Raw genomic sequence first — 17890 nt, 5'->3', positions numbered from 1 at the left:
ACAGGATGGTCAGGATGTCGCGCAACGAGGTAAAAAAATCGGGAAAAAAAATCAATGGGGTTTATTATGCAAATGCCCGCTGTCAGGGCAAGCGACAGCGGGCATTTCTCGGGAAATTAACGCAATTAGCCGATTAGATGCTGGTTTGTGATGCGTTATTCACCTTTTTCCCTGAAGAAAGCGTCGCTTTCATCTGCTCTTCATCCAACTGACCGACCCACTTCGCCACGACAACGGTCGCCACGCCGTTACCCACCAGGTTAGTCAGTGCACGCGCTTCGGACATAAAGCGGTCGATACCGAGAATCAGCGCCAGACCCGCCACCGGCAGATGTCCCACTGCAGATAAAGTCGCTGCCAACACGATAAAGCCACTGCCGGTCACACCCGCAGCCCCTTTAGAGGAGAGCAGCAGCACCACCAATAACGTGATCTGATGGAAGATATCCATATGCGCGTTGGTGGCCTGTGCGATAAACACTGCCGCCATGGTGAGATAGATAGAGGTACCATCAAGGTTGAATGAGTAGCCGGTCGGGATAACCAACCCCACTACCGACTTCTTACAACCCAGCTTCTCCATCTTATCCAGCATGCGAGGCAGCGCGGATTCCGAAGAAGAAGTGCCCAGCACAATCAGCAGCTCTTCTTTGATGTAAGCGACGAACTTGAAGATATTGAAGCCCGCCCAACGCGCAATCAGCCCCAGCACCACCACCACAAACAGCACACAGGTAATGTAGAAGCAGATAATCAGCTGCCCCAACTGCACCAGTGAACCGACGCCGTATTTACCGATGGTAAAGGCCATGGCACCGAAAGCACCGATTGGCGCGAGGCGCATAATCATGTTGATCACGCCGAAGATCACTTTCGAGAAGCTCTCAATGACGTTGAACATCACGGTACCGGCGTTACCCAGGCGATGCAGGGCAAAACCAAACAGAATGGCGAACAGCAGCACCTGCAGGATGTTGCCGCTGGCAAAGGCGCCGATCACGCTATTCGGGATGATATCCAACAAGAAGGCGATAACACCCTGCTCTTGCGCCTGCTGGGCGTAAACCGCCACGGCTTTAGCGTCGAGCGTTGCAGGGTCAACGTTCATGCCCGCACCCGGCTGCACCACGTTAACCACAACCAGACCGATAATCAGCGCGATGGTGCTGACCACTTCAAAATAGAGCAGCGCAACAGCGCCCGTACGTCCAACGGCTTTCATGCTCTCCATGCCGGCAATACCGGTCACCACCGTACAGAAAATCACGGGGGCGATGATCATCTTGATCAGCTTAACGAAACCATCACCAAGCGGCTTCATTTGCGCGCCTAACTCAGGATAGTAGTGGCCCAACAGGACGCCGATGCCGATGGCAACCAGCACCTGAAAGTAGAGGCTTTTGAACAGTTTCATAACAGGTGTCCAGGTATAGACGGAATTCACCGCCGTTATTATGGAGAACGCATGCGGCAAGCCGCCTGGAAGCGAAAAACCTTACCGATTGCGGGAAAATAACACCCCGTTAACAGGATTAATATACCCTTACATTCCTTACAAAAGTTACAAAACTCTAACTATGAACTGAAACGCTTCAGCACACGGTACATCAGCGTTTTATCAAGTAAAATCAATAAATCAGGTGATTATTCAGGATGTGACGAAGGCGCAAGCCAGCGTTGATTAAAGATGTGTAAAGGCAAGGCTTCTGCGTATAAGTAGCCTTGCCCTATGGTAATTCCGCGCGCCAGCAGCCAGTCACGCTGCTCTTCCGTTTCAACACCCTCGGCAATCACGTCAAGGTGAATGATGTCGGCAATGGCTGACACAATACGCACCATGGTGTCGTCATCGGGCAGTGCGGCAACGAAGCTGCGGTCCATCTTCAGCTTGTTCACTGGCAGCGCTTTAAATTGATGCAGATAGTTGAGGTTAGAGTAACCCATACCGAAATCGTCGAGCGCTACTGCCACGCCGGTTTGCTGCAACGCGCGCAGCAGGGATATCGCCTGCTCAGCATCACCTATTTGCGCGGTTTCAGTAATTTCCAGTACAAAGTTACCCGGTGCAATGCGATGGCGCTCCAGCAGCCCCTGCAAATGGCTCACCATGCTGGCGTCACGCAACTGCACGGCGGAAATATTAACGCTGAGTGGGATATTGATGCCTTGCTTCTGCCAGGCGGCGAGAATGCGGCAGGCTTCTTCAAATACCCAGCGGCCTATCGCCGAAATCACGCCAATCTCTTCGGCGCTGGCAATAAACTCTTCTGATAATCCGTAACTGCCATCCGGCATACGCATACGCAGTAACGCTTCGGCACCGGCCAGTTCACCGGTTGCCATGTTGATTTGCGGCTGCAGATAGAGTGCAAACTGACCGTCCTGTAAGCCCTGCAAGATATCGTGCTCCTGCGTCAGACGTTTTTGCGCCCGTTCAGTGAGTGCCGGATCAAAGAACAGAATCTGGTTTTTACCCTGATGACGCGCCGACATCATGGCGGAGGTGGCGCGATCAAGCTGCTCGCCCGCGCTGACGACGCTATCGTCATGCAACGCCAGACCGATACTGGCATTGGGACGCAGCTGCAGTTGATGAAGATTGACGGGCTGATTGATGCGGATCATCAGGTTGCGGGCCAGCCGCATCGCCCGGAACGGATTATGGGCACGCTTCATCAATAGCGCAAAATCGCTCGGTCCGGTTTGCGCCAGCAAAGTGTGATCGTCCACGGTGCTGCGAATTTTTTCCACCAGCGTCAGCATTAAGGTATCGCGCTGCTCATCGCTCAGGACGCCGTTGGCTTCCTGCAAGGTCTCAATGCGGATCACCATCAACCCCCACGGCTGACGACGATGGCGATGGCTGGCGTGCTGATCGAGCAGGGCCAGGAACAGTGCGCGATTGGGCAAGTCAGTGACGGCGAAATGGGTGGTCATGCGGCTCATTTCATCATGAATCGACTCCAGCACCTGCTGATTGCGGTTGTAGCTGCGGATCAGCATACCGATTTCATCGTCTCGATGATTATGTGGCAAATCCAGTTTGTGCGTGAGAATGGCTTGCGGTGGTAACTCCTGTAGATCACGCGACAAGTTACGCAAGGGATGCACGATAAGACGATTGATACACCAGCTGATGGCCACGGAGAGAATCAGTGCCAGCAGCAAATAGGTGGTGATCATGGTTGAAAGCGTACTGAGCAGGAATTGATACACCCGTGAGGAGTCTGCCTGTAGCACAAGGTAGGCGATCGGCTTGGGCAAGCCGGTTCGTTCAACCGAGTAGAGCGGCAGCGTAATTTGCACCGGCAACTCAAACAGACGTGCAACAAAGCGCGGCACCGGTTTTTCCGGCACGAAATCGGCATGCAGTGCCTGGAATGCGTTAGGCAGAACCACATCCGCCCGAGACAAAATACCGGCGGGCTTGAGGGTATTGAGAATGCGTTCCGCCTGCGGAATATCGCCTTTGAGCACCGCTTCAGACAGCGGCTGACGCACCGTGTGTGCGATATTCTCCATTTGCTGGGCGTAGTCAATCCTGCGCTGCTGCACAAAGTGGAATAACTGGATGACGATAAAAATGCTGATGGTCACCATCGCCACGGCGGACACCGTTGCCATCTGCTTTATCGTTAACGAGCGACTAACGCGCAACAAAACCTCTCCCGGCGTCTCACGCCGTGTCTTTAGATGAAATGCGCAGCGAGTATATCGCAGGTCAGTGATTTTTTGCGCCGGGATAAAGTCGAAAAGTGGTCGTGAGAGGCAGATAAATGGGTGATTAGGATTTGTTCACCTGTCAACAACGTGCGGATAGTGCAACGGTGCGCATCAATGCGCACCCTACGCGTTGTAGGGTCGGCATTAATGCCGACCGTTTTCATGTAAAATTACTGCGGATACGCGACCCAATCCCCACCGTTGAGGCGGATCCAGGGTTTGCCCTGATACATCATCACCACGGCGTTATCGTTTTCTGACACCACCGGCGATTGCGGCAAATTATCCGCCAGCACCGACATATTCACGTTAGGCGCGTTAAATACCTGTCCATCCACCACGCGGGAAATAATCTCGGAAATCGCCAGCAAACTGGTCGGCGTATCAATCGTCAGCGGCTGGCCCTGATGTGGCGCCTTCATGCCAACAAACTTAATACCCACTGGCACATGAGTAATGCTTGGGCTGGGGATATCGCGCAGACCTGACATTTGCATCTTATCGCCCTGCAGCGCAGCACCGTGTTCGGGCACCACCAGCACCATCACCCGACGACCGGATTTTTGCAGATTAGTCAGGAAGGTATCCAGCTGATCAAACAGCACTTTCGCGCGCGGCTGCCAGTCAGCGGTGCGCGTGCTGCCCAGCTCACGCGTGCCATCATGCAGCGGGATCAGGTTATAGAAAGTCGCACTGCGCGCATCGCTGCTCTTGGTACGATCGTCAAGCCAGCGCTGCATCAGCTGCCCATCATTAAACACGGTCGAACCGTCAAACGAGGTCAATTCCGGTGCAATGCCTGCCTGCGACATCAGCGGCGCTTGCAGATTGCCATCTTCGCGCAACTCTTTGAGATAGTTACCAAACACGCCGGTGTGGTCCATCATCAGCTCTTGCTTAAAGCCGAGCTTAGCGAGGTTATCAAACAGATAGCAACGCTGATCGGTGGGTTTATACAGATTGCTATGCGACGTCTGGCCGCAGCTGGCACGCAGTAAACGAATCCCTGCCGGGCCGCTGTAACCGGTAGCGGAATTGTAGTTATTCAGCACGATATCAAAGTGCTTCCACAGCGGATGGTCGCGCAGTTGTGCCACATCCATATCTGACCATGACAGGGAGCAGATATTGATCACCAGAATATCAAACGGCTGCGAATCCGCAGGCAAGGCATCCGGGAAGTGGGTGACGCGTTGGCGCTCACTGTCGTAGAAGCGATTGAGCCATGAAGTCAAATTGGCACTGGTCGGTGGAGCCGATTGATCCAGGCCATCCGGCGCTTTAGCCGTGGACGGTTTGTCATTCAACGCCACTTCAGGCGTGGCGGCTTTGGTCGGCAGCAAATTCATCGCCGGACCGGCAATCGTCAGCACGTTCAACCAGATCAACATCAGCGAGACCAACACGGTAACGCGAATCCACTGGGCCACGAACAGGTACAACACCAGCAGCACAAAGCCGGTGCCGATCATCTCCCAGTTAATAAAGCGATTCACCAGGTCGAGCAGATAAGCCGATGAGAACCCGGCTAACTGGCCGCCCTGGCTCATGATCGATTCGGGCCCTGGCAGCCAGGTATCGTGCCAAAACAGCGCAAAGCCAATCGGCAGCGAAACCCAGTGTCGTATGCGATGCAGACGGCGTGACGGCAGCGGAAACAGCAGCCAGGCCAGAAACACCAGATTGCTCAGCGCGTGAAAATTAAGATAGCCGTACCACAACAGTCCAAATTTGATCAGGAAGTAGAAGTTCCAGCCGCCGAGACCGCGCCACCACGAACCGTGCAGCGTCGAAGGTTTAGTATCACTCATTACGCTTTGGTATCCGTTTTAGCGGGTTTGCGTTGCCACTGCCCTTCCGATTTCAGCGCACGCGGCGGCAGCAAACGCATCAGCAAGCTGGTGCTGCTGCGCGGTAACCAACGCACAAACAACGATTTCAGGAACAGCAAAATTAATAACAGCAGGATCGCCACCTGCACCCAATCCATCAGTGTCATCAGTGGCGATCTCCATCGAGGTTGAGAATAATCGGTTGTGGTGTTTGCGCACTGCGCCTCTCAGCAACCTCCTTCGGACGGGTCGAGGGTAAATCCACCGAAGCCATCTGCACTTCACGTTGTGCCACCGGGGTCAGCTGGCGAATCTTATGCACTTCCGACAGAATCTGATTGTCCTCAAACCACACCACGCGGTTACTGAACAACTCATCATGCGGCAGTGAGAAAATCGACTTCAGCGCAATATCCAGATCGTTAAAGCGACAGGAGGATAAGAACAAATAGATGCGGTCATTAATCAACGTCACTAAATCACCAAAGCGACGCGGTTTACACAACGTCAGAACCTGCTCCGGCTTCAACTGAGGGACGGGACGCAATGCCACCATCAGTCCTTTGTCATTTTCCGGCAGCAGCGTGTTGCCCATTAGCTGCTGCACGGCGGTGCAGAAGTTCTCCAGCGGCAGATAGCCTTTCTGCTGTAGCGGTTGCAGCGCCTGCATCAAGGCCGAGAGATTGGCCGGCACGTGACGGGTAAACTGCTGCCCCTGAATCCCCTCCAGCGTGGTGAGAAAACGCGATAAGGTGGCTGCCGTCGGCACAATGGCATTTACCCCACAAGCCAGCAAAAGACGCTCATCACTGTATCTCAGACTGGTACTGATTTCGCGCACCACAATCTTCAGCGTATTACCCCGTGAACGACGCAAACTGTGGACCATCTTCGCTAAGGTATTGATATCCTGATTATGGGCCAGGCTAAAAATGACGGTTGCTGCATTCGCCTGCTGAGCACGAGAGAACACCCCTTCATTGTCGCTAAACAGTTGCCATTGGCTGGACAGCGGCGGCGCACCTTCTAACACACCTTCCTGAGCAAGGAATTGATTTTCATCATTCAGGCTGAGCGGAATATGTTGTTCCGTTTCGTTGGCGGCACAAAATTGATTATCAGTGCAACTGAGTCGGATAGCGCGGTCCGCCAAAAGTTTGTCTGCGGAGTACCACCAGTTAATTCGGTATTGCCAGCTATCTTGTTGAAATTCTAAATGCGCGACACCATCAAGCTGGCGAAAATAACGCTGAAGATGATTACGCAAGTGAATAATTGCCGTTCCCGAGGTGATCAGTAACAACGTGATTTGTTTTTTTATTAACAAACGACGCATGCGTTTCACCCATTGCGTCAGCTCATCCTCGGATAATTTACTCCACAGCGCGGCGTTGCTGTAAAACAGCACTAACCCACTGCGGCTATTCAGCACGCGGGCAAAATCATTCTCAAGGTGCTGTAGGCTGGCTTTATTAGCTGGTAAAGAAAATAGCGGGATACGCGCTGGGCCAGAGACAGGATCGGGAGTGAGCAGCGCTTGTGGCTTCTCATCTGCGCTGACCAGTGTTGCCGCCTGCTGATGGCTAACCACCTGACGCAGCAGTAATCTGGCATCTTCCTGACGCTGACTGGTGATCCAATAAAACCCTGGATTCTGTAGTGTAATTAATTCCTGCTGAACCTGTTGTAGGCCAAGCGCGTAGCGATTTTTCATATTTGTTTCACGATCAGAACAATCCAAGCTAGTTTAATATAGACGACGACGATTGGAACTGCTGAAATAAATAAAACCTGCGCTATCTCAAATCACATTGATTTTTGCATGGTGCCTGCTTTTCATCAGGTCTAGACTTTACAAAAAATAAAACCACAATTCATCCGTTGCTGTTTTTGGTGGCAAGAAAGTAATGAAAACTGAGAATGCCTTTTCGCTGATCGCTTCCACCAGTGAGGATCAGGATGACATTAATGCGTTGAGCGAAGCCTTTTCTTTAAAGGCCTTTCGTTACATTGATATTGCCCGCGAAGAGCGCCTCAATTCTCTGCTCACGCGATGGCCGCTGCTGCGTGAATTAACTGCTTTACAGGAACCTGAACGCTAATGCCGGTCATTGCCTTACAAGGATTACGTGGGGGTTGTGGCGCGACCTCGCTCAGTGCAGCACTCGGCTGGGCGCTCAATGCGTTGCAAGAATCGGTGCTGGTCATCGATTTTTCTGCGTCAAATCAACTAGCTGCCCACTTTAACTTGCCTCTCACTCACCCACAGGGCTGGGTGCCTGCCCTGCTGGAACAGCAGCCTTGGCAGCAGTGTGCGCAGCGTTATCAAACCGGGCTTGATTTCCTGCCCTTCGGCACGCTCAGTCATCAGCAAACGTTAACCCTGCAAGCAGCGGATGATCACTTTGCTTCACCACTGCTTAACGCGCTCCCGGCCCTGAAAGCGCACTACCGTTGGGTGATCCTCGACCTTCCGGCGGATCTGCTACCCTGGCAGCGATCTTTTGCCCATGCAGCCGATCGTCTACTGCAGGTGCTATCGCTGGATGCCAACTGCCAGCTGCGTTTGCATCACCCACGCTTCCTGCCGCACACCCTGTTTTTGATCAACCAGTTCAACGCCAACAGCCAGCTACAACAAGATCTGCATCAACTGTGGCTGCGCACGCTGAAGAATCTTATTCCACAGGTAATTCATCGAGATGAAGCGCTGGCCGAGGCGCTGATGATGAAGCAGCCGGTGGGCGAATATCGCCCCCATGCGCTGGCGAGTGAGGAGATCAATACCCTGGCGAACTGGCTGCTGCTGAATGTTGCGGGTGGTCACGCGTGAATCCGTTGCGCTGGCTTTTGGTTCCGCAGGCATGGCAGGCGCTGCAGCGTCGCGCCCGTACAGCACGTCAGCACGGCGCAGGGCGTTTAACCGTGGCGTTGCACCTGCTGTGGTGTGTGCTGGCCTGGTCGCTGCTGCGACTGGAAACGCCCGGCTGGCAACGTATTCTGCAACAGCGTCAGCGCTACTATCCGCAAATCTCACCGCAGCGCCCGCGTCCGTTAGATGCGCTGCGCTACGCGCTGCAGAGTCTGTGGCTGCTGCTGGTGTTGCCACTCGACAACAGCGCGCGCAGTGAACGTAAACGCTTCAACGCATTCAGTTCACTGTTTCGCTGGCGTCAGCAGTTTTATCAATGGTTGGGCACGCTGCCTGCACGGGTAGCGAAAACCGGTTTGCATCTGCGCACCGAGCAACAACTGCAAAAACTGCCCGTGCGCGTGCGTCAGTTGCTGTTTATCACCGCTGCGATTGTCGCCAGTCTGCTGGCGTTACTCTGTATTTCACAGCCGTTTGGCATCACCACCCAGTTTGTTTTTGTGCTGCTGTTGTGGGGTCTGGCGATGATGGTGCGCCGCGTGCCGGGCCGCCTCTCGACTATCATGCTGATTGTGTTGTCGCTGACCATTTCCTGTCGCTATTTGTGGTGGCGTTACACCGAAACCCTGAACTGGGACGATCCGCTGAGCCTGACCTTTGGTCTGCTGCTGATTGGTGCCGAAACTTATTCGTGGTCGGTACTGGTGCTGGGTTATTTCCAGACGCTGTGGCCACTCAATCGCCAGCCGGTGTCAATGCCCCCCGAAATCACCACCTGGCCGAGCGTCGATATTCTGGTGCCGACTTATAACGAACCGCTGAGCGTGGTGAAACCGACTATTTACGCGGCAATGGGCATCGACTGGCCGCAGGACAAACTCAATATCTACATTCTTGATGACGGCACACGGGAAGAGTTCCGCGAGTTTGCCGCCAGCGTAGGCGTCAATTATGTGGTGCGACCCACCCATGAACACGCCAAAGCGGGCAACATCAATCACGCACTGAAAGTCGCCTGCCGCAGTGACTACGTGGCGATATTTGACTGCGACCACGTGCCAACACGCTCCTTCCTGCAACTGACCATGGGCTGGTTCCTGAAGGATCACCGTCTCGCGATGCTGCAAACACCGCATCACTTCTTCTCGCCTGACCCGTTCGAGCGCAACCTCGGCCGCTTCCGCCAGACGCCCAACGAAGGCTCGCTGTTCTACGGCCTGGTTCAGGACGGTAATGACACCTGGGATGCAGCGTTCTTCTGCGGCTCCTGTGCGGTGCTGCGCCGTACAGCATTAGATGAGATTGGCGGCATTGCAGTGGAAACCGTGACCGAAGATGCCCACACCTCACTACGCCTGCATCGTCAGGGTTACACTTCGGCGTATATTCGTATTCCACAAGCCGCCGGCCTGGCGACCGAAAGTTTGTCCGCGCACATTGGTCAGCGCATCCGTTGGGCGCGTGGCATGGTGCAGATTTTCCGTCTCGATAACCCGCTGTTTGGCAAAGGGTTAAAGCTGGTGCAGCGCTTATGCTACGCCAACGCCATGCTGCACTTCCTCGCCGGGATTCCACGCCTGATTTTCCTGCTGGCGCCCTTGGCCTTCCTGCTGTGCCACGCCTACATCATCTACGCCCCCGCGCTGGCGATTGCGATTTATGTGCTGCCGCATATGGTGCACACCAGCCTGACGAACTCGCGCATTCAGGGACGCTGGCGTCACTCGTTCTGGAGTGAAGTGTATGAAACCGTGCTGGCATGGTACATCGCGCGCCCGACCACCGTGGCGCTGTTTAATCCGCACAAAGGCAAGTTCAACGTCACTGCCAAAGGCGGTCTGGTGGAAGAGCGCCATCTCGATTGGGTGATCACCAAGCCTTACATGATGCTGGTGCTGTTGAATATCGCAGGCATCGGCATGGCCTTCTGGCGCATGGCCTACGGCCCCGCCAACGAAATGCTCACCATTTGGGTCAGCCTGGTGTGGGTGGTGTACAACATGATCATCCTCGGGGGGGCCGTGGCCGTCTCGGTGGAAGCGCGCCAGATTCGCGAAGCGCACCGCGTGGAGATCGCCATGCCGGCGGCCATCGCCCGTCAGGACGGCCATATGGTGCCCTGCACACTGCGTGACTACTCCGATGGTGGCGTGGGCGTCGAACTGCGTGAAGCAGATGCCCTGAAGGAAGATGAACCCGTCTGGCTGCTACTGCGCCGTGGTCAGCAGGAGTTCGGCTTCCCCTGCCAGGTACAGCGCGTGTTTGGCCGCCGTGCCGGTATTCGCCTGCATCAACTCTCGACTCGCCAGCATATTGAATTTATTCAGTGTACCTTCGCCCGCGCCGATACCTGGGCGCTATGGCAGGACGGCTTCCCGGAAGACAAACCGGTGCAGAGCCTGGCAGACATTATGATACTGGGCTTCAAAGGCTATTTGCGCCTGGCGGAGTATGGCCCTGCCCCGCTGCGCCGACTTTTCCGGATACTGACAGCGTTAGTCAGCTGGCTGGCTTCACTGTTACCGCAGGGTATTCGCCACACCCCTGCGGCAATCAAAACCGATTTCACTTAAGTTGATGATAAGACCATGACGAGAAAACTGAGCTGGTTTACCGCCCTGTTGCTGGGCACTGCCACGCTGGCGCAGGCTGCGCCACAGCCTTCAGCGCCCGAGGCACCTCGCGCCGCCGCACAGACGCCGCTCCCGGTGGTTGCTCAACCCCTGGATGTGAATGCGCCGCTGCGCGACAGCCAGCTGCTGTTCAATCAGGTCGCACCGCCACCCGGCAGCATGACGCTGCGCGGCACGGAACCCACCAGCCAGATCGAGTTTGGGGTGCGCAGTGACGAAGTGGTGACGCGTGCTTTGTTGACGCTCAGTTATCGTCCCTCTCCGGCGCTGATCCCCACGCTGTCGCAACTTAAGGTCTATCTCAACGATGAACTGGTCGGGCTGATCACCGTCACCGCTGACCAGTTGGGCAAAGAGAATCAAACCCAGCTGCCGATCGATCCGCGTTTTATTGGCGACTTCAACCGTGTGCGCCTTGAGCTGGTTGGGCATTACGCTAACGTGTGTGAAAACCCCGCCAACAGCACCATCTGGATGGATATCGGCAAAGAGAGCAAGCTCGATCTGACGCTGCAAAAACTGCCGCTGAAGAACGACCTCTCGCACTTCCCGGAACCCTTCTTTGACGCGCGTGATAATCGGCCTTTGCAGCTGCCGATGGTGTTCAGCAGCCAGCCAAATCTGGTGCAGCAGCGCGCCGCCGGTATTCTGGCTTCATGGTTCGGTAGCAAAGCCCAGTGGCGTGGACAGTCGTTCCCGGTGCTGTATAACCAGTTGCCGAAAGATCAGCATGCGGTGATTTTCGCTACTAACGATCATCGCCCTGACTTCCTGAAAGACCTGCCGCCGGTGGAAAAGCCAACGGTAGAGATGGTAAGCCAGCCCGACAATCCGTACGAAAAAATGCTGCTGGTGCTGGGCCGCGATGATAACGACCTACTGACCGCCGTCGAAGGCATCGCGCAAGGTGAACTGCTGTTGCGCGGCGATACGTCCACTATCGACAGCGTGAAACTGCTGGCCCCACGCCAGGCCTACGATGCGCCAAACTGGGTGCGCACCGACCGCCGCACCACTTTTGCCGAGCTGACGCAATATCAGAACCAGCTGCAGGCCGACGGCTTGCAGCCGAACCCCATCAGCCTGACGCTGAACCTGCCGCCCGATCTGTTCCTGGTGCGCGCACGCGGCATCGATATGGATCTGATTTACCGCTATACCTCGCCGATTCAGCAAGACGGCTCGCGTTTAGCTGTACATCTGAACAATCAGTTTATGCAGGATTATCCGCTGACGGTAAAAGATACCGCCGGTCAGCAGCTGATGCATATTCCGCTGATGCAAGGTTTGCAAGACAGTAACCGCCAGTTGACCATTCCGGCGCTGCGTCTTGGCGTGGTGAACCAACTGCGCTTCAGCTTCGACTATGCCAATACCTTTATTGGCGGCACCGCCGATGGTCGCTGTGAAACCGTCACTGCCGTTGGTCACCACGTGGTGATCGACGATCACTCCAGCATCGATTTCTCCGGCTATCGCCACTACATCGAGATGCCGTCGCTCGGTGCCTATGCTAACGCCGGTTTCCCTTACAGCCGCTACGCCGATCTCGCGCAGACCCTGGTGTTAGTGCAGCCGAAGCCGGATAACGGCGAAGTCAGCACCATGCTGAATGCCTTAGGTGCCATCGGCGCACAGACCGGCTATCCGGCACTGCGCGTGCAAATGAGCGATAACTGGCAGCAAGCCAAAGACAAAGATGCTGACCTGCTGATGATCGGCGACATCCCGCAGGATCTGCAGGATGATAAGAAGATCAACTTACTGGTCGAGGCGGCACGTAGCTGGATCAACATGCCTACACGCCCGATCACCGCGCAGAATGTGCCGGTCTCAGACAGTGACCGCAAAGTGGAAAGCCAGACCGGTATCAGTTCACGCGGCCCGATGGGTGCGATTGTCGGATTCCAGTCGCCGTTTAACGATCAACGTAGCGTTGTCGCCTTGCTGGCTGACAGCCCACGCGGCTGGGATTTACTGAATAACGCGCTACTCGACAGCGGAAAACGTGCCGCCGTGTTCGGCTCTGCCACCATCGTGCGGGAATCAGGCGTCACCAGCGTACGCGTGGGCGACACCTACTTCGTCGGCCATCTGCCATGGTGGGAACGCTTGTGGAATATGCTGGCAACTCATCCGGTGTGGCTGGCGATTTGTGCCGTGGTGGTGGTGATTCTGTTTGCACTGATGGCATGGCGTCTGATGCGCATGGTCAGCCGTCGCCGTCTGGCCGAGCTGGATGATGATGAATAAACTGCCACTTGGGCTGCTGATTGCCAGCATCCTCGCGGGCCCCGGCGTGGCAGCCGATGGCCCGCAGGTTTCGCCGGTCGCGTGGCTGCTGATGCAGATCCGCACCGGTGAATCCACCAACAAATACGACCTGGTGCAGCAGTCACTCTATCGTCTGGAAAAAATCGATCCGGACAATCCACAGGTGCTGGCGGCGCAAATCCGCATGGCACTGCGTCAGGGCGATCAGGCCAAAGCGCAGACGCTGCTGGATGAATTGAAGAAAGTGGCGCCCGATGACATCGCCACACGGGAATCCGAAACCGGCCTGCGCTTGATGAGCGCGGAAGGTCGCCAGCAGCTGCAACAGGCACGCTTGCTGGCCACCGCCGGACGCGTAGAGGAAGCTAAAGCGGCCTGGGATGCGCTGTTCCATGGCGTCTTCCCGGACGTCAACACCGAGCTGGAATACTGGCGTCTGGTGGCGCGTTTACCGGGCCAACAGATCACCGCTTATCGCCAGTTGCAGGGGCTGGAGCAGCGCTATCCCGGCAATATCGGCGTAGAGCTGCAGCTGGCACGCATGGCGTTTGATAACAATCAGCCGAATGAAGCGCTGAAGCAACTGCGCAGCCTGGCCAATCGTGATGGCGGGCGTGATGCGGCTTCAGAGCTGTGGCTGCAGCAGATCCAGAATCAACCGGTCAGCGACCGCACCGTGGCCAGCCTGCAGCAATATTTGCAGGTGTTCACCTCGGGTGATGCCCAACAGCGCGGCCAGGAAGAGCTGGCACGGCAGCAGAAATTGCTGGCCGATCCAGCCTATCGTCAGCGTATGCGTGGCCTGGCGCTGGTGGATGCGGGCGGCGGGGCCGGTGCCATTGCCTCACTGAGCGCAGCGCTGAAAGCCAACCCCAATGATGCCGAGTTAATGGGTGCCATGGGCCAGGCGCAGGCGCGTGCCAACAACCGTGCGGCAGCCATCAGCTGGCTGCAAAAAGCCATTCAGGCAGGGCAAGCCAGTACCCAAATTGGCAAATGGCAGTCGCTGCTGCAAACCAACCGCTATTGGCTGGCCATCAATAATGGCGATGACGCGCTGAAAAAAGGCGATCTCTCTGGCGCAGAACGTCAGTATCGCAGTGCGCAGGCCATCGATAATCGCGACAGCTGGGCGTTGATTGGCCTGGGCGATGTCGCGCAGGCACGCAAAAATGAGGCGCAGGCGGAACAATTCTGGCAACAGGCGCTGCGTCTGGATCGCAGCAATACCACGGCGGTGAGTCGGTTGGCTGGGCTTTATCAAAGACAATCTCCCGCACGCGCCATGGCGTTTATCAATTCCCTGCCTGCCGCACAGCAGCGCTCCCTCGCCGATACCCTGCGCTCGCTGCGCAGTGACAGCCTGCGTGCGGAAGCCGATGCGCTGGCACAACAAGGCCAATGGCATCAGGCGGTGGTGAAATATCGTCAGGCGGAGCAGGACAACCCTAATGACATCTGGCTCTCTTACCGCTTAGCCGGGGCGCTGCGTAACAGCGGCGCAGAGGCACAAGGCGCACAAGTGATGGACGCCATGGTGCGCCAGCATGCGCAGGAACCCGCCGCACTCTATGCGTGGGCGCTGTGGCTCTCCTCTGGCGATCAGGATGATGCGGCATTAGCGGCACTACATCGCCTGCCTGAAGCACGCTGGGACAGCAATATGCATGAGCTGGCCGATCGCTTAACCCAAGACAAAGTCTTCGCCCAGGCCAGCAAACTTCGGGCCAATGGCAAGGAACAAGCGGCGCTGGCACTGTTAAACCAGCAGCCCGCCTCGCAGCGACGAGACATCACGCTGGCCGATTGGGCGCTGGAACGGGGTGATGCCCAATCCGCGCTGAACGGCTATCAACGCGTGCTGCAACAGGATGCGCAGAACAATGATGCGGCATTAGGCCGCATTGAAGCGTTAATCGCCCTCAAGCGGACGCAGGAAGCGCGGCAGGCACTGCACGCCCTGCCGCCAAGTGTGGCGCAGCAAAATATCAACAGCGGAAGACGCGTGGCGCTGGCCTGGCAAAACAGCGGCGACAGCGTGCGAGCGCAGCAGCTGCTGAACGATTTAAAAAACCGTGTGACCAAAGAGCCGCCGTCACAGAGTAAAGCGCTGGTGTACCGCGATGCCGCACGGCTGGAAAGCCCTGAGCTGGCGCAGCAGGATTATCGCCAGGCGATGGCCGCCAGCGGCATCAGTCACGACGTGCCGCTGAGCAATGATGACTACACCCGCCTGACGCGCAATGACGAACAAGATGACTGGCTAAAACGCAGCATTCGCAGCGATGCGGCCGACCTGTATCGTCAGCAGGACACCACCTTCACGCTGGAGCAGGATTACTCACGCGATAAGGGCAACGGCGGCACGTCTGATTTTACCGCGCACACCACCATGATGCAGGCGGAGACGCCTTTCGCAGATGGACGCAGCTTTGTGCGCGTCGATCACGTATTGGTGTCAGCGGGGACTTTTCCACCACCGACGGCAGCCACAGTGAACGGTTCGGCAGCTGTAATGATGATAATTCAGGTGGCTGTAGCCGCGACTTCACCCAGCGCGATGAAGGCACGTCAATTGGCGTCGGCTGGCACAATGACCGCTGGTCAGGGGATATCGGCACCACGCCGCTCGGTTTTGAAGTGACTAACTGGGTGGGCGGTTTAAGCTGGAAAACCGATGTGAAAGATATTGGCGTGACCTTCACCGCTTCGCGCCGACCGATTTCCAGTTCGCTGCTGGCATACGCGGGTGCCCGCGATCCGTCAGCCAATGGCGGGAAAACCTGGGGCGGCGTCGTGGCGACCGGTGGCTCCATTGGGCTGAGTTACGATCAGGGCGAGGCCAATGGCGTGTGGGCCGATATCAGCGCCCATCAAATTACCGGTGAGAATGTCGCTGATAACAGCCGTGAACGTTTGATGGCGGGTTATTACTACAAGCTGATCAACGAGAACAACCGCCGCGCAACCATTGGCCTCAACAGCATGCTGTGGCATTACCAGAAAGACCTCAGCGACTACACCTTCGGCCAGGGCGGCTATTACAGCCCGCAGCAATATTTTTCGCTGTCGGTGCCGATTACCTATCGTCAACGCACCGAAAACTGGTCCTATGATCTCGGTGGCTCGGTGTCCTGGTCGCAATCGCAAACCGACGGTCAGCAGCGCTATCCGGTCAATCCTGGCTTTACGCTGGCATCCAATCCCACCTCTGACAGCAGCTCAGGCAACGGCTTCGGTTATACCCTGCAAGCGGTGGTGGAGCGCCGTCTGACGCCGCACTGGTCGGTGGGCCTGGCGATGGATATCCAGCAAGCCAAGGATTACACCCCAAGCCATGGGTTGATTTACATGCGCTATTCCATGGCAGGCTGGAACGGGGATATGGACATGCCGCCACAGCCATTGGAGTCGTACGCGGATTTTAAATAAGGGTCTGCACGGGGAATGAAACCGGTCGGCATGAATGCCGACCCTACGCGGATGACGATTGTAGCGTCGCCATTTATGGCGACCGGTACGTCATCCGCACGCTGTGATTGTTAACGCTTCTCTTGATACGCCAACCACGTCAGCAGCTGCAAACTGGCCGAGAAGTAGTTCTGATCCGGCGCTAAACGGTCGCTAAGATAACCGGTTTGGTTCAGAGTCAGATCTCGGATAGCCAGTAGCCCACCGTCCATATTGTATGGCGCAGGTGTATTGGCGAGCACATCAAACCAGGCTGGTGTGGTCATGCGACCATAGCCCTGCCAGACACGTTGGAACGGCACCAGACGTAAGCTTTGCGGATCGTACCACCAGATATTCAGCGGGATACGAATCGCGTCATAGCTGAAGCGGTTGGAGTATCCCACCGCAGGTGCGACTGAACCATCCGCGTTCAGCGCCACCCAATCCAGCGGCAGGCCGGTTTTGCCGAAATGCATATCGCCCAGCAAATCCATCCCGTCATCGATCAAGCTGTTCCACACGCGCAGATGGCTGCGATCGGCAAACTCTTTCCATGCGGCAAACAGAAAATAAGAAGGATTCAGCACCACATAGCTGTTTTTGTTGAACCCTTGTGCGCCGGGCAACATCACCGTGCGCCCACCAAAGGTGATCACGTTCTGTTTGACGATGGCCCGCTGAACACGGTCAGAGGTGGACTGATAATCACCTCCCCACTTCTGCCCTGCACGTTGCAGCGCCCATGCAATCAACACATCACCATCGGACGCGTTGTTTTTATCCGCAATTGGATTGGCCGCCCCCGGCGTATAACGCCAGTAGAACAGATCATTCTGTGGATTGCGCAAATGGCTACGCGTCCACTGCCACAGCTTATCGAAAGTGGCACGATCGTCATTGGCCACCGCCAGTAACATGCCGTAGCCCTGTCCTTCGGTGTGGCTGACATTATTGTTAGCCGTATCGCTGATACGGCCATCGCTGCTCATAAAACGACTTTTAAAGGTACTCCAGCCGTCTGCGGCCGCCTGGGCGCTAAAAAACATCACCATGAAACACAGCATCCATTGACGCCAGAACCGCATCACTTTCATCACAGCATC

The 17890-nt window shown here is 56.1% G+C and carries 10 protein-coding genes and 1 pseudogene; 5 read left to right on the top strand and 6 right to left on the bottom strand.

Annotation, left to right across the window (positions count from 1 at the left end; translation table 11 throughout):
• Positions 1-133 precede the first annotated feature (133 nt).
• From PSSD_RS15610 to bcsE, 5 genes are all read right to left on the bottom strand, one after another.
• Positions 134-1414: a dicarboxylate/amino acid:cation symporter gene (locus tag PSSD_RS15610; protein WP_058972856.1), complete on the bottom strand. Its 1281-nt coding sequence runs from the start codon at positions 1412-1414 to the stop codon at positions 134-136.
• A gap of 230 nt (positions 1415-1644) precedes the next feature.
• A complete protein-coding gene (gene hmsP, locus PSSD_RS15605; protein ID WP_201023824.1) occupies positions 1645-3657 on the bottom strand; it encodes a biofilm formation regulator HmsP in 2013 nt (670 codons plus the stop codon).
• Positions 3658-3893: 236 nt separating this feature from the next.
• On the bottom strand, positions 3894-5534 hold the full coding sequence (bcsG, locus tag PSSD_RS15600; RefSeq protein WP_058972854.1) for a cellulose biosynthesis protein BcsG: 1641 nt from the start codon (positions 5532-5534) through the stop codon (positions 3894-3896).
• Complete coding sequence (bcsF, locus tag PSSD_RS15595) at positions 5534-5722, bottom strand: cellulose biosynthesis protein BcsF (protein ID WP_039329173.1); 189 nt, start codon at positions 5720-5722, stop codon at positions 5534-5536. The genes bcsG and bcsF overlap by 1 nt, the downstream gene beginning before the upstream one ends.
• Positions 5722-7269 (bottom strand): cellulose biosynthesis protein BcsE, encoded by a 1548-nt coding sequence (gene bcsE / locus PSSD_RS15590; RefSeq protein WP_058972853.1) that lies wholly within the window; start codon positions 7267-7269, stop codon positions 5722-5724. The genes bcsF and bcsE overlap by 1 nt, the downstream gene beginning before the upstream one ends.
• Before the next feature lie 193 nt (positions 7270-7462).
• Between bcsE and bcsR the strand changes: the two genes are divergently transcribed.
• From bcsR to bcsC, 5 genes and pseudogenes are all read left to right on the top strand, one after another.
• The gene (bcsR, locus tag PSSD_RS15585) at positions 7463-7657 is read left to right on the top strand and encodes a cellulose biosynthesis protein BcsR (protein ID WP_058972852.1); all 195 of its coding nucleotides are present in this window, start codon (positions 7463-7465) and stop codon (positions 7655-7657) included.
• Positions 7657-8388 (top strand): cellulose biosynthesis protein BcsQ, encoded by a 732-nt coding sequence (gene bcsQ, locus PSSD_RS15580; protein ID WP_058972851.1) that lies wholly within the window; start codon positions 7657-7659, stop codon positions 8386-8388. Before bcsR ends, bcsQ begins: the two co-directional genes overlap by 1 nt.
• Entirely contained in the window at positions 8385-11000 is a 2616-nt protein-coding gene (bcsA, locus tag PSSD_RS15575; RefSeq protein WP_058972850.1) for a UDP-forming cellulose synthase catalytic subunit, read from the top strand. Before bcsQ ends, bcsA begins: the two co-directional genes overlap by 4 nt.
• A gap of 15 nt (positions 11001-11015) precedes the next feature.
• On the top strand, positions 11016-13313 hold the full coding sequence (bcsB, locus tag PSSD_RS15570) for a cellulose biosynthesis cyclic di-GMP-binding regulatory protein BcsB (protein WP_058972849.1): 2298 nt from the start codon (positions 11016-11018) through the stop codon (positions 13311-13313).
• Positions 13306-16766 (top strand): annotated as a pseudogene (bcsC, locus tag PSSD_RS15565) (cellulose synthase complex outer membrane protein BcsC). The gene bcsB and the pseudogene bcsC overlap by 8 nt, the downstream one beginning before the upstream one ends.
• 110 nt (positions 16767-16876) lie before the next feature.
• Here the strand turns inward: bcsC and PSSD_RS15560 are convergent.
• Positions 16877-17881 carry a family 8 glycosyl hydrolase gene (locus PSSD_RS15560; protein ID WP_058972848.1) on the bottom strand — a complete coding sequence of 335 codons (1005 nt, stop codon included), beginning with the start codon at positions 17879-17881 and terminating at the stop codon, positions 16877-16879.
• Positions 17882-17890: the final 9 nt, after the last annotated feature.

Origin of the sequence: Type-D symbiont of Plautia stali, from assembly GCF_001485335.1 — a bacterium.
GTDB lineage: Bacteria > Pseudomonadota > Gammaproteobacteria > Enterobacterales > Enterobacteriaceae > Pantoea > Pantoea vagans_C.
The sequence above is the reverse complement of the archived record's forward strand: the minus strand, read 5'-3'. Positions and strand labels throughout refer to the sequence as shown.